Origin of the sequence: Candidatus Pelagibacter sp. (assembly GCF_052049775.1) — a bacterium.
Classification (GTDB): Bacteria; Pseudomonadota; Alphaproteobacteria; order Pelagibacterales; family Pelagibacteraceae; genus Pelagibacter.
In genome coordinates this window covers 13,936-27,961 of record NZ_JBNGZH010000032.1, presented here as the reverse complement: position 1 = coordinate 27,961, position 14,026 = coordinate 13,936, and the positions used below count along the sequence as shown (strand labels likewise).

At 30.9% G+C, this 14,026-nt stretch carries 14 protein-coding genes; all 14 read left to right on the top strand.

What is annotated here, in order from left to right; genetic code table 11:
• The first annotated feature begins 5 nt into the window (after positions 1 to 5).
• Genes ACTT83_RS04825 through ACTT83_RS04760 form a run of 14 tightly spaced genes read left to right on the top strand, consistent with a single transcriptional unit; the run spans position 6 to position 14,023 of the window.
• Positions 6 to 521, top strand: a complete 516-nt coding sequence (locus ACTT83_RS04825) for a NuoB/complex I 20 kDa subunit family protein (protein WP_440918987.1) — start codon at positions 6 to 8, stop codon at positions 519 to 521.
• Position 522: 1 nt separating this feature from the next.
• Complete coding sequence (locus ACTT83_RS04820) at positions 523 to 1,128, top strand: NADH-quinone oxidoreductase subunit C (RefSeq protein WP_440918986.1); 606 nt, start codon at positions 523 to 525, stop codon at positions 1,126 to 1,128.
• The gene (locus tag ACTT83_RS04815; RefSeq protein ID WP_440918985.1) at positions 1,112 to 2,287 is read left to right on the top strand and encodes an NADH-quinone oxidoreductase subunit D; all 1,176 of its coding nucleotides are present in this window, start codon (positions 1,112 to 1,114) and stop codon (positions 2,285 to 2,287) included. Before ACTT83_RS04820 ends, ACTT83_RS04815 begins: the two co-directional genes overlap by 17 nt.
• Positions 2,284 to 2,892: an NADH-quinone oxidoreductase subunit NuoE gene (gene nuoE, locus ACTT83_RS04810; RefSeq protein WP_440918984.1), complete on the top strand. Its 609-nt coding sequence runs from the start codon at positions 2,284 to 2,286 to the stop codon at positions 2,890 to 2,892. The genes ACTT83_RS04815 and nuoE overlap by 4 nt, the downstream gene beginning before the upstream one ends.
• On the top strand, positions 2,885 to 4,213 hold the full coding sequence (nuoF, locus tag ACTT83_RS04805; RefSeq protein WP_440918983.1) for an NADH-quinone oxidoreductase subunit NuoF: 1,329 nt from the start codon (positions 2,885 to 2,887) through the stop codon (positions 4,211 to 4,213). The genes nuoE and nuoF overlap by 8 nt, the downstream gene beginning before the upstream one ends.
• Positions 4,206 to 6,239: an NADH-quinone oxidoreductase subunit NuoG gene (gene nuoG, locus ACTT83_RS04800; protein ID WP_440918982.1), complete on the top strand. Its 2,034-nt coding sequence runs from the start codon at positions 4,206 to 4,208 to the stop codon at positions 6,237 to 6,239. Before nuoF ends, nuoG begins: the two co-directional genes overlap by 8 nt.
• A 3-nt stretch (positions 6,240 to 6,242) precedes the next feature.
• On the top strand, positions 6,243 to 7,241 hold the full coding sequence (nuoH, locus tag ACTT83_RS04795) for an NADH-quinone oxidoreductase subunit NuoH (RefSeq protein ID WP_440916509.1): 999 nt from the start codon (positions 6,243 to 6,245) through the stop codon (positions 7,239 to 7,241).
• A complete protein-coding gene (gene nuoI, locus ACTT83_RS04790; RefSeq protein WP_440916508.1) occupies positions 7,242 to 7,727 on the top strand; it encodes an NADH-quinone oxidoreductase subunit NuoI in 486 nt (161 codons plus the stop codon).
• Positions 7,728 to 7,730: 3 nt separating this feature from the next.
• Positions 7,731 to 8,363, top strand: coding sequence for an NADH-quinone oxidoreductase subunit J (locus ACTT83_RS04785; RefSeq protein ID WP_440918981.1), 633 nt, complete (start codon positions 7,731 to 7,733; stop codon positions 8,361 to 8,363).
• Positions 8,356 to 8,667 carry an NADH-quinone oxidoreductase subunit NuoK gene (nuoK, locus tag ACTT83_RS04780; RefSeq protein ID WP_440916506.1) on the top strand — a complete coding sequence of 104 codons (312 nt, stop codon included), beginning with the start codon at positions 8,356 to 8,358 and terminating at the stop codon, positions 8,665 to 8,667. Before ACTT83_RS04785 ends, nuoK begins: the two co-directional genes overlap by 8 nt.
• Before the next feature lies 1 nt (position 8,668).
• A complete protein-coding gene (nuoL, locus tag ACTT83_RS04775; protein ID WP_440918980.1) occupies positions 8,669 to 10,582 on the top strand; it encodes an NADH-quinone oxidoreductase subunit L in 1,914 nt (637 codons plus the stop codon).
• Positions 10,582 to 12,066: an NADH-quinone oxidoreductase subunit M gene (locus tag ACTT83_RS04770; RefSeq protein ID WP_440918979.1), complete on the top strand. Its 1,485-nt coding sequence runs from the start codon at positions 10,582 to 10,584 to the stop codon at positions 12,064 to 12,066. The genes nuoL and ACTT83_RS04770 overlap by 1 nt, the downstream gene beginning before the upstream one ends.
• Positions 12,066 to 13,484 (top strand): NADH-quinone oxidoreductase subunit NuoN, encoded by a 1,419-nt coding sequence (gene nuoN / locus ACTT83_RS04765; RefSeq protein ID WP_440918978.1) that lies wholly within the window; start codon positions 12,066 to 12,068, stop codon positions 13,482 to 13,484. Before ACTT83_RS04770 ends, nuoN begins: the two co-directional genes overlap by 1 nt.
• Positions 13,484 to 14,023 (top strand): biotin--[acetyl-CoA-carboxylase] ligase, encoded by a 540-nt coding sequence (locus tag ACTT83_RS04760; protein ID WP_440918977.1) that lies wholly within the window; start codon positions 13,484 to 13,486, stop codon positions 14,021 to 14,023. Before nuoN ends, ACTT83_RS04760 begins: the two co-directional genes overlap by 1 nt.
• Positions 14,024 to 14,026: the final 3 nt, after the last annotated feature.

Genomic DNA, 14,026 nt, shown 5'->3' with positions numbered 1-14,026 from the left:
TTTAAATGAAAAATAAATTAGATCAAGTACCTGATGAATTTAAACAACTTGCAGAAGATTTTGGCAAGAATGGGTTTATAACCACTTCATTAGAAAATTTAGTAAACTGGTCAAGATCAGGGTCTTTGCATTGGATGACTTTTGGTCTTGCTTGCTGTGCTGTTGAAATGATGCAAACAGCTATGCCAAGATATGATCTTGAAAGGTTTGGCGCTGCACCAAGGGGATCGCCTAGACAATCTGATGTTATGATTGTTGCAGGTACCTTAACAAATAAGATGGCACCAGCATTAAGAAAAGTTTATGATCAAATGCCAGAACCAAGATATGTTATATCAATGGGAAGTTGTGCCAATGGTGGTGGTTACTATCATTATTCATATTCTGTTGTAAGAGGCTGTGATCGTATTGTGCCCGTTGATGTTTATGTACCAGGCTGTCCACCTTCTGCTGAAGCATTGTTATATGGAATAATGCAATTACAAAAAAAAATTAGAAACAAAGGATCTTTTAACAGATAAAATGAATAACTTAATTGATTTAGAGAAAAAAATAAATTCAGAACTTACGACTAAAATTAATAAGACATCAATTAAACATAATCAAATTTATGTTGAAATTGATAAAGAAGATTTAATTGACGTAGTTCTATTTATAAAAACAAACAAAGATACTAAGTTTAGACAGCTTATTGATATTACGGTTGTAGATTATCCTGAGGAAACCCAAAGATTTAAGATTGTGTATTTATTTTTAAGTCATGAGTTTAACCAGAGAATGATCCTAAGTTATTCTATCAATGAAAACGAGCTTATCTCCTCTCTAACATCTATATTTCCATCAGCTAATTGGATGGAAAGAGAAGTTTTCGATATGTACGGCGTAAATTTTAAAAATCATCCTGATTTAAGAAGAATTTTGACTGACTATGGTTTTGAAGGCCACCCATTAAGAAAAGATTTTCCTTTAACTGGCCATTCGGAAGTTAGATATAGCGAAGAGAAAAAAAAAGTTATCAATGAACCTGTAAAACTAGAACAAAATTATAGAAATTTTGATTATGAAAGTCCTTGGGAAGGAACAAAATACATAAAAGAAATATCAGAAACTAATGACAAAAAAAATTAAAAATCTAAATTTGAATTTCGGTCCACAACATCCTGCTGCCCATGGTGTGTTAAGACTAATTCTTGAACTGGATGGTGAGGTTGTAGAAAAAGCAGATCCACATATTGGTTTGTTACATCGAGGAACAGAAAAATTAATTGAAAATAAAACTTATATGCAGGCTGTCCCATATTTTGATCGACTAGATTATGTTGCTCCTATGAATCAAGAGCATGCTTTTGCTTTAGCTATTGAAAAAATTTTAAATATCGATGTTCCAATAAGAGCTCAATATATAAGAGTAATGTTTTGTGAAATTGGAAGAATATTAAGTCATATATTAAATGTTACTACTCAAGCTTTAGATGTGGGTGCCTTAACACCATCATTATGGGGATTTGAGGAAAGAGAGACATTAATGACTTTTTACGAACGAGCATCTGGATCTAGATTACATGCAAATTATTTCAGAGCAGGTGGAGTTCATCAAGATTTACCAGCTGGTTTAGAAAAAGATATAGCGAAATTTTGTGAAACTTTTCCAAAAATAATAAATGATCTCGAGAACCTTTTAACTGATAATAGAATATTTAAGCAAAGAAACGTGGATATTGGAGTGGTAACCAAAGATGATGCACTAGACTACTCTTTTAGTGGTGTAATGATTAGAGGCTCAGGAATCCCGTGGGATTTAAGAAAATCTCAACCCTACGATTGCTATGATCAGTTAGAGTTTAAAATTCCAGTAGGTAAAAATGGTGATTGTTATGATCGATATTTATGTAGAATTGAGGAAATGAAGGAAAGTGTATCAATTATAAAACAATGTTTAGCAAGGATGGAGAAAGGTCCAATTAAAACTTTTGATGGTAAAATATCCCCTCCATCTAAAGCAGAGATTAAACAATCTATGGAAGCATTGATACATCACTTTAAATTATTTACTGAGGGATATCGTGTACCCAAAGACGAAATTTATACTGCTGTAGAAGCACCCAAAGGTGAATTCGGTGTTTATTTAATCTCAGATGGATCTAGTAAACCTTATAAGTGCAAGATTAGAGCGCCAGGATTTTCACATTTACAATCAATGGATTATTTGATTAAGGGTCACATGTTAGCAGATGTACCTGCTGTTCTTGGTTCACTTGATATAGTTTTTGGGGAGGTTGATAGATGAGTTTAAGAAGACCTGCAAAAAACCAACCTGAAAATTTTGAATTTAACCCTTCTTCATTAGAGGCAGCAAAAAATATTGTTTCTAAATATCCAGAAGGTAAACAACAAAGTGCTGTGATGGCATTATTATATATTGCTCAAAAACAAAATGAAAACTGGATACCTTTAGCTGCAATGAAATACATCGCAAAATTTTTAAATATGCCATACATAAAAGTATATGAAGTTGCTACTTTCTATAGCATGTATAATCTATCCCCAGTGGGTAAATATTTTGTCCAAGTGTGTACCACAACCCCATGTATGATAAGAGGTGCAAACAAATTAGTCGAGGCATGTAAAGAAAAAATTTCAGAGGATGAATCAGTCCTTTCAAATGATAAAAGTTGTTCATGGATGGAAGTTGAGTGTCTTGGTGCATGTGTCAATGCACCAATGATGCAAATTAATGACGACTATTATGAAGATCTTGATAAAGAAAAAACTTTAAAAATTTTAGATAAAATTTTAAAGGGAGAAAAACCAACACCTGGCTCCTATAGAGGAAGAATCAATAATGAGCCAGAAAATAATAGAAAAACATTAATGGATTTAAAAAATGCTTAAGGATCAAGACAGAATTTTTCAAAATTTATACAATGATTTGGGACCCGACCTAGCATCATCTCAAAAAAGAGGTGATTGGGTTAATACTAAAGAAATAACAGATAAGGGCAGAGACTGGATTATAAATGAAATCAAAGACTCTCAACTTAGAGGAAGAGGTGGTGCAGGTTTTCCTACAGGTTTAAAATGGTCTTTTGCACCTAAAGAGGTCGGCTCTAGACCTCATTATTTAGTCATCAATGGAGATGAATCTGAGCCAGGCACTTGTAAAGATAGAGATATTTTAAGATTTGAACCTCATAAATTAATCGAAGGTTGTTTGATTGCATCTTATGCAATTCAAGCACATGTTTGTTACATTTATATTAGAGGTGAATATTTTGTAGACGGACAAAAGCTACAAGCGGCAATTGACGAGGCTTATGAAAAAAAACTATTAGGTAAAAACGCTGCAGGCACTGGGTGGGATCTGGATATTTATATTCACTATGGAGCTGGAGCATATATTTGTGGAGAAGAAACTGCATTACTCGAAAGTATTGAGGGAAAAAAAGGTCAACCAAGATTAAAACCTCCTTTTCCGGCACTAATTGGACTTTATGGTTGCCCAACAATAATTAATAATGTGGAAACTATAGCTGTTGTACCAACTATATTAAGAAGAGGTGGGAAATGGTTTGCGTCTTTAGGAAGAGAAAAAAATACGGGTACCAAAATTTTTTGTATATCTGGAAATGTAAATAATCCTTGTAATGTTGAGGAAGAAATGAACATTCCATTAAAAGAACTAATTGAAGTACATGCTGGTGGTGTCATAGGTGGCTGGGATAATTTACAAGCTGTCATACCTGGTGGATCATCAATGCCATTAATACCAAAAGATAAATGTGAGACTTTGACTATGGACTTCGACTCATTAATGGCTGAAAAAAGTGGATTAGGTACAGCTGGTGTAGTTGTGATTAATAAAGATCAAGACATTATAAAATGTATGGCTCGAATAGCGAGATTTTACAAACATGAAAGTTGTGGCCAATGCACACCTTGTAGAGAAGGTTCGGGCTGGATGTGGAGAATGCTTGAAAGAATGGCAAAAGGAGAAGCGTCCAAAGATGAGATAGACATGTTGGGTGATGTTACAAAACAAATAGAAGGTCATACGATTTGTGCATTTGGCGAGGGTTCTTCTTGGCCAGTTCAAGGTTTATTAAGACATTTCAAAGATGAAATTAAAAAAAGAAATAAATTTGATCCAATTGTAAAAGAAAATAAAAATATACCTTATTTGGTAGATCAACACTTATTGGATAAAAATGCTTAAATTAAAAGTTAATGATATTGAAGTAGAGGTTGAGGAAGGGTTGACTGTTCTTCAGGCTTGTGAAAAAGCAGGCGCAGAAATACCAAGATTTTGTTATCACGAAAAACTATCAATAGCTGGTAACTGCAGAATGTGTTTAGTTGAAATGGAAAAATCTCCAAAACCAATAGCCTCATGTGCAATGCCCGCTGCAGATGGAATGGTTATAAAAACTAATACTCCAAAAATAGAGAAATCAAGGAAAGGTGTGATGGAGTTTTTATTAGCAAATCATCCATTGGATTGTCCAGTATGTGATCAAGGTGGGGAATGTGATCTTCAAGATCAATCGATGTTTTATGGAATAGATAAGTCAAGATTTAAAGAAAACAAAAGAGCAGTGCCTGAGAAAAATATGGGTCCACTGATCAAAACTCAAATGACAAGATGTATTCATTGTACAAGGTGCGTGAGATTTGCAACCGAGATAGCTGGTGTTCCTGAGTTAGGTGCAATTGGAAGAGGTGAGGATATGCAAATTACTACATATTTAGAGCAATCAGTTCAATCAGAACTATCAGGAAACGTAATTGATCTTTGTCCAGTAGGAGCTCTAACATCTAAGCCTTATGTTTTTGAAGCAAGACCATGGGAATTAAAAAAAACGCAGACAATTGATGTAATGGATGCAGTTGGTTCCAATATTCGAGTTGATACCTATGACTGGGAAGTGAAAAGAGTTTTGCCCGTTATAAATGAGGACATAAATGAAGAGTGGATTTCAGATAAAACAAGATATGCTTGTGATGGATTATTAAATCAAAGATTAGACACTCCGTATATAAAGTATAATAATAAATTTGAAAAAGCCTCTTGGGATGAAGTTTACAAAATCATCAAATCAAAAATAGAAAATGCAAACAAAGATAAAATTTGCGGATTTGTTGGTGATCTAACAAATATGGAGACAAGTTTTATTTTCAAAGAATTTTTAGAAAGAACAATTGACACGAAAAAATATGATTTTAGATCTACAAAAAGATTTATCAACAATTCCAAAAGAGAAAATTATTTATTCAATTCATCGATAAACGGAATTGAAGAAGCAGATTTAATTTTATTAATAGGCACAAATCCTAGATTTGAAGCAACAATGATTAATGCGAGAATTCGAAAAGCATATTTAAGTAATAATACCAGAGTTATTTCCTTAAATGATCTTGGAGACCTAACTTACAACTATCAAAGTTTAGATGGGAGAGTAAAAACCATCAAAAATATATTTGAAAATAATAATGAATTGTCAAAAGAAATTATTGAGTCAAAAAAACCAATGATTGTATTTGGCGAGTCCTTTTTTAAAATTAAATCAGCAAGTTATTTATTTAATTTATCCAAAAAATTTTTATACAAGAATAATAAATTGAATAATGATTGGAATCCAATAAACATATTATCAGTGGATGCATCTACGGTTGGAAATCTAGATTTAGATATCATTGATAAAAGTAATAAAATTCTAGATGAACTTTATGAAAATAAATTTGAAATTATTTTTTTACTTGGCCAAGATAATTTAGATTTTAAAAAGAAGGATGAATTTATTATTTATCAAGGAAGTCATGGAGATAGAGGTGCAGAAATTGCAGATATAATTTTACCAGGTGCTGCTTATACTGAACAATCTGGACATTACACTAATTTGGAAGGTAAATTACAAAAAGCTTATAAAGCATCTTACCCCCCAGGTGATGCAAAAGAGGACTGGCAAATTATTAATGATCTCGCTGAGATTATGAATAATAGAAAACTTTTTAATGATAAAGATGAACTCGAAAGTAGTATGTTTAACTATTTAAAGATGAACAAAGACCAGCAAAATACAGAATTAGATGATAAATTAAATGAAAGTGATTTTGCTGATGAATTTTTAAAAGTTGATTATAAAGACTACTATTTTTCTAATGTAATTGCACGTTCATCAAAAACTATGCTTGAATGTAATAACGCAAAAGTTGAATTAAAAAAAACAGGCACAGAGGGTTAATTCATGGAATACTTAAATATTATTTTTCAAGAGAGTTACAAAATTTTATTTTTATTAGTGCCTGTTTTAGTTTCAGTTGCTATGATCGTATGGTTGGATCGAAGAGTTTGGGCTTTTGTTCAAAAAAGACAAGGTCCAAATGTTGTTGGTCCATTTGGCTTATTACAATCCCTAGCAGATGCCTTAAAATATATTTTCAAGGAAATAATAATACCTGCTAGTTCAAACAAAGTAATTTTTATTCTTGCTCCAATAATAACTATGACTCTAGCTCTAATAGCATGGGCTGTAATTCCTTTTGGAGTTGAACAAGTATTGGCAGATATAAATGTTGGAATTTTATATATTTTTGCTGTCTCATCATTGGGTGTGTATGGGATAATAATGGGTGGATGGGCATCGAATTCAAAATATCCTTTTTTAGGAGCAATTAGATCTGCTGCACAAATGGTATCTTATGAAGTATCGATTGGTATCATTATTATTAATGTCTTATTGTGCGTTGGATCTCTAAACTTGAATGATATTGTAGTTGCTCAAAAAGAAATGTGGTTTGTAATACCATTATTTCCAATGTTTGTAATTTTTTTTATATCAGCTTTAGCTGAAACGAATAGACCACCCTTTGATTTACCAGAGGCAGAGGCTGAATTAGTTGCGGGTTACCAAACAGAATATTCTGGGATGATGTATGCAATGTTTTGGTTGGGAGAGTACGCAAATATTTTGTTAATGTGTGCACTAGGGTCAATTTTATTTTTAGGAGGCTGGTTATCTCCAATCGATCTTTATCCTTTTAATTTAATCCCTGGCGCTCTTTGGTTAATTTTCAAAATTTTATTTTTATTTATTCTTTTTGCGTTGGTCAAAGCGATTGTTCCAAGATATAGATATGATCAACTTATGAGACTAGGTTGGAAAATATTTTTACCATTATCTTTAACTTATGTTGTTTTGACAGCAAGTTATCTTTTTTACTTTAATCTTTTACCTACAATATAAATGAAAATATCAAGATTTTTTAAAACAATATTAATGACCGATTTTATCAGTGGGCTTTTTATTGCTGTTAAGGAACTTTTCAAATCAAAAAAAACGATAAATTATCCATTCGAAAAAGGCAAAATTAGTCCAAGATATAGAGGTGAACACGCATTGAGAAGATATCCTAATGGAGAAGAAAGATGTATAGCTTGTAAATTGTGTGAAGCTGTCTGCCCTGCTCAAGCAATTACAATTGAATCTGCCGAAAGAGCTGATGGAAGCAGAAAAACTACACGCTATGATATTGATATGATGAAATGTATTTATTGTGGATTATGTGAAGAGTCTTGTCCTGTAGATGCAATTGTCCAAGGACCAAATTTTGAATTTTCAACTGAAACTCGTGAAGAACTCTATTATACAAAAGAAAAACTCCTAGATAACGGAGATAGATGGGAAAATGTTTTAGCAGCAAATATTAAATCAGACAATCCATACAGATAATTTATGATTGCACATGCAATATTTTTTTATGTCTTTTCTGTCATTGCAGTTGTTTCTGCCATAATGGTAACTGTTTCTAAAAACACAGTTCATTCAGTTTTTTTTTTAATTCTTGATTTTATAAGTATATCTTGTCTCTTCATAATGATTGGTGCCGAATTTTTGGGGATGATTATGCTGATAGTTTATGTTGGTGCAGTTGCAGTGCTATTTTTGTTTGTTGTAATGATGCTTAATGTTGCTCAACAAAAAAATCAGTGGTTTGTTTCAAAAGATAGCTCAAGACATATCCCTATAGGATTATTAATCAGTGTAATAATATTTTTTGAATTGATAATTGTAATAGGTGGCTGGAAATATAAACCTGATTTATTTAATTCTACAAAATCATCACTAGAAAATGGGGTTAGTAACACTCATTCACTGGGTCAGGTTTTATACACTGATTATATACATGTGTTTCAAATTAGTGGGATGATACTTTTGATTGCTATGATAGGTGCAATAGTCCTTACTTTTAGACAAAGAGAGGGTGTTAAAAAACAAAGTTATTTAAAACAAATATCTAGAGAAAGGTCTGAAGGTGTGGAAGTTCTTGAAGTTGCATCTAATAAAGGAGTAAAAATAGATGATTGATATAGGTTTAGGTCACTATTTAACTTTAGGTGCTGTTATTTTTAGTATTGGAATAATTGGTATATTTCTTAATAGAAAAAATATTATTGTAATCTTGATGAGTATTGAACTTATCTTATTAGCTGTAAATATTAATTTAGTATCTTTTTCAATTTATTTAGGAGATCTTTCTGGTCAAGTGTTTACCCTCTTTATACTAACTGTTGCTGCAGCTGAGGCTGCAATTGGTCTTGCGATCATAGTTGTTTATTTTAGAAACTCTGGAACTATTCGAGTAGAGGAGATAGATAAACTAAAAGGTTAATATGGAAATTTCAATTATAGCATTACCATTAATTGCTTCAATTATTTCAGGATTTTTTGGAAAATTGATAGGAGATAGGAGTTCAGAAATAATTACCAGCCTATTGGTATCTATTTCAGCAATTTTTTCTGTCCTTGTTTTGTATGAGGTTGTTGTTAATCAATATCAAGAGAACATCATCATAGCGACATGGATTAGCTCTGGATCGCTTGAAGTAAATTGGTCAATGAAAATTGATTCATTATCTGCTGTGATGTTAGTTGTTGTTACATCAGTTTCTGCCTTAGTTCATATTTATTCAATCGGTTACATGTCTCATGACCCGCACAAACCAAGATTTATGGCTTACTTATCTTTATTTACATTTGCAATGCTGATGTTAGTTACTGCGGATAATTTCATTCAATTATTTTTTGGTTGGGAAGGTGTAGGCTTATGTTCGTATTTTTTAATAGGATTTTGGTTTAAAAAAGAAACAGCTAACAAAGCTGCAATTAAAGCATTTGTAGTGAATAGAGTGGGTGATTTTGGATTTGCTCTAGGAATATTTTTAATTTTTTATTTATTTGGAACTGTAAATTATACTGAGGTTTTTGCTGAAATTCCAAACATTACAGATAAAAATTTGGTATTTTTAGGTATCACATTTAATGCTGTAGATTTGATTTGCTTACTTTTATTCATTGGTGCAATGGGTAAATCAGCACAAATTTTACTTCATACTTGGTTACCAGACGCTATGGAAGGACCAACACCCGTTTCTGCCTTAATTCATGCCGCCACTATGGTAACAGCAGGAGTTTTTCTAGTTGTAAGGTGTTCACCAATTTATGAATACTCTGATTTAGCTTTAAATATCATCACAATTGTTGGTATGAGTACCGCATTCTTTGCTGCAACAGTAGCTCTGGTACAAAATGATATTAAAAAAATAATTGCATATTCTACTTGTAGCCAATTAGGTTACATGTTTTTTGCCACTGGTGTGGGAGCATATAATGTTGCAATGTTTCATTTATTCACTCACGCGTTTTTTAAAGCACTATTATTTTTAGGATCTGGATCAGTTATTCATGCTCTTAAAGACGAACAAAATATAAATAATATGGGCGGAGTGTGGAAAAAACTTCCATACACCTATTTACTAATGATTATAGGAACGCTAGCTTTAACGGGGTTTCCATTTTTGTCAGGTTTTTATTCTAAAGATGCAATAATTGAATTTGCTTATTTGAGAGGAAATACAACAGGATATTATGCTGCTGGTATAGGTATTTTTACAGCATTTCTTACATCAATTTATTCTTGGAGATTAATTTTTAAAACTTTTCATGGTGAGTATAATAATAAAGAGATTAAGATAGAAGAGACGCACGAGTCTCCTATCGTGATGTTGATACCTCTAGTTTTATTATCAATTGGTGCAATATTTGCAGGATTTTTATTTAAAGAATTATTTATCGGTTATGAAAGTCTAAATAATTTTTGGCGTGACTCAATATTTTTTCTAAAACCATTAAGCACTGATCACCCACCACTATGGTTTTTATTACTTACTCCAACTTTGGTAATAGTGTCTATTCCACTGGCATATTATTTATTCCTTAAAAATAGAAATTTACCTGAACGATTAGCTAGTATAAATAAACCGCTTTATCAGTTTTTGTTAAATAAATGGTATTTTGATGAACTTTATGATGTTTTATTTGTTAAACCATCAAAAAAATTAGGTTTATTTTTATGGAAGTTCTTTGATTTGAAAATTATCGATGGGTTTGGTCCAGACGGTATTTCGTCGATGATCAAAAAATTTTCACTAAAAGCTAATAAATTTCAAAGTGGGTATATATATCAATATGCTTTTGTAATGTTACTTGGTTTTTCTGCTTTATTAACATTCTTAATTGTAAAATAATGAACTTTCCTATTCTTTCCTCTTTGATTTTATTACCATCAATTGGAGCTTTATTCTTATTTTTTACCAAAAGTGATAAAAAAAATAATTTTACTGGAAAATATGTTGCTTTATTTACTTCAGCAGTAAATTTTTTTTTATCAATTTATCTATGGATATTATTTGATCCAACAACTTCTGAGTTTCAATTTGTTGAGGAAAGAATTTGGATTAAAGATTTAATAAATTATAAGGTAGGTGTTGATGGTATTTCAATTTTGTTTATTTTGCTAACAACATTTATAACACCTCTTTGTATTATATCTGTAAATAATTCAATCAAAGAGAGACTAAGTGAATTTTTGATAGCTGTACTTATCATGGAGTCTTTTATGATCGGTGTATTCTGCTCTTTAGACCTTGTTATTTTTTATTTATTTTTTGAGGCAGGTTTAATTCCCATGTTTTTAATTATTGGTATCTGGGGTGGTGCCAGAAGAGTTTATTCGGCATTTAAATTTTTTTTGTATACCTTGCTTGGTTCAGTCCTAATGTTAGTAGCTATAATTACAATATATTGGTTGAATGGAACTACAGATGTAGTTGAACTTTATAATTCTGGAATTGATATAAAGTATCAAAATCTTTTATGGTTAGCTTTTTTTAGCTCTTTTGCAGTTAAAACTCCTATGTGGCCAGTTCATACATGGTTACCAGATGCTCATGTTGAAGCACCGACAGCAGGATCTGTTTTATTAGCAGCTATATTATTAAAAATGGCAGGTTATGGTTTTATTAGATTTTCTCTTGGATTATTTCCTGCAGCATCAGAAATCTTCACTCCGCTTGTTTATACACTTAGTGTGATTGCGATAATTTTTACTTCTTTCATAGCTTTAATGCAGGAAGATATGAAAAAACTAATTGCTTATTCATCGGTTGCACATATGGGTTACGTTACTTTAGGAATTTTTACAATTCAACAACAAGGTATTGAGGGAAGTATTATTCAAATGATCAGTCATGGACTAGTTTCTGCAGCACTTTTTTTATGTGTAGGCGTTGTCTATGACAGAATGCATTCAAGACTTATAAATACTTATGGTGGAATCGTAAGTATTATTCCAAAATATTCTATTTTATTTATGTTATTTACCTTAGCAGCTCTAGGCCTACCTGGAACAAGTGGTTTTGTTGGTGAGTTTTTAATTTTGATGGGTGCATTTAAGGATAATTTTTTAGTAGCTGTGATTGCTAGCTTAGGGGTAATTATTGGTGCTGCATATATGCTTTGGTTATACAAAAGAGTAGTTTTTGGTAAATTAATAAATACAGATTTAAAACAGATGTTTGATTTAAATAGATCTGAGTTATTTATTTTATCTTGTTTAGCTGTGCCAACTCTATTTTTTGGATTTTATCCAGATCCTTTAATTAATACAATTGAGGTTTCTATCTCAGATTTAATTGATCAATATAACTTTAAACTAGCAAGTAAAATATAATGGAAAATTTACATTTAGTATTACCTGAAATATTTTTATCATTATCGATAATGTTTTTATTAATATTAGGTGTTTTTAAAAAAAATAGCTCAAGACTTGTTCAGAGTCTTGCTTTAGCTGTTTTGATTGTAACCGCTGTTATTACTTTTAATGAAACAATAGGTATTAACGAAACAAAATTATTTAATAATAGTATTATCATCGATTATCTATCTTCTTTAATGAAAATAATCACTTTATTAGCTGCCTTCTTAGTCTTAATCATTTCTTCAAATTATCTTAAAACTTTTCAAATTTTTAAGATTGAGTATCCAATATTAATTTTAAGTTCTGTATTAGGAATGATGGTTATGATTAATTCTAATGACTTAATTGTGTTTTATATGGGTCTTGAGCTTCAGTCATTGGCATTATATGTTTTAGCTACGTTCAATAGAGATCAAATAAAATCTTCTGAAGCGGGACTCAAATATTTTGTTTTAAGTGCCTTGTCCTCTGGTTTGTTGCTATATGGTTGCTCTTTGATATATGGATTTACTGGCTCCACCAATTTTAATGTAATAGCTGATCAATTAAATTCAAATGAGTATGCTTTGACATTTGGTATCGTATTTATTTTAGTGGGACTAGCGTTTAAGATTTCTGCTGTTCCTTTTCACATGTGGGCTCCAGATGTTTATGAAGGTTCACCAACTTCAGTGACATTATTTTTTACAATGGTTCCAAAAATAGCAGCATTGACAGTATTTATAAGATTTTTATATGTGCCATTTTTAAATCTGATTGATCAGTGGCAAATGATTTTAATTTTTTTATCGATCGCATCAATGCTATTTGGTGCTATTGCTGCCATAGGACAAACAAATTTGAAAAGGCTTGTTGCTTATAGCTCCATAGGTCATGTTGGTTACGCTTTAGCTGGTGTAGTGGCAGGTACTAATGATGGCATTCAAAGTTCAGTAATTTATATAACTATATATATACTAATGAACTTAGGATTATTTTCATGCTTGTTAATGTTGAAACGAGACAATAACTATTACGAAAAAATAGATGATTTGTCAGGTTTGTCTAAAAATCATCCAATGCTAGCGTTATCATTACTTATAATTCTATTCTCACTAGCTGGGATTCCTCCTTTGGCTGGTTTTTTTGCTAAGTTTTATGTTTTTAAAGCAGTCATTGAACAATCAATGTATTTTTTAGCAATCGTAGGTTTATTATCAACAGTCGTTGCAGCTTTTTATTACTTAAGGTTAATTAAAATTATGTATTTTGATGAGAAAAAAGAAAAATATGATACCGACCATAGTTTTTGGTTAAAATTTTCTTTGACAGCATCTACATTGTTAATTCTGATATACTTCATATTTCCAAGTCAATTAATAGAGGTAGTTTCAAGAATTAATATTATTTGATGAAATTCAGAATTTTAAGATTTAAAAAATTAAGAAGCACGAATGATACAGCCATAAGAATTGTTAAAAGTTCCAATTTAAAGTGTGGAATGATAATTGCTGAGAGCCAAAGTAATGGACGTGGGCAGTACGGAAGAAAATGGACTTCATTTAAAGGAAATTTATTTGTAAGTTTTTTTTATAATTTAGAAAATATGGATTTAACTATAACTAAAATTACAAAATTAAATTGTATATTAGTAAAAAACCTAATTTCAAAATATTATAAAAAGAGGATTGTATATAAAAAACCAAATGATTTATTAATTAAGGGAAAAAAAATTTGTGGAATTCTCCAAGAGATAATAAATAAACAAAATCAAAAATTTTTAATAATTGGAATTGGAATTAATTTGATAAAAAACCCTATAATTAGCAACTATCCAACTACTAATTTAAATGATTTAATTAATAAAAAAATTTCAAAAAGAAATATTGAGATACAATTGAAAAAAATTTTTGAAAAAAATTTAAAGACCTATAAACATGAAAAAAAATAAATA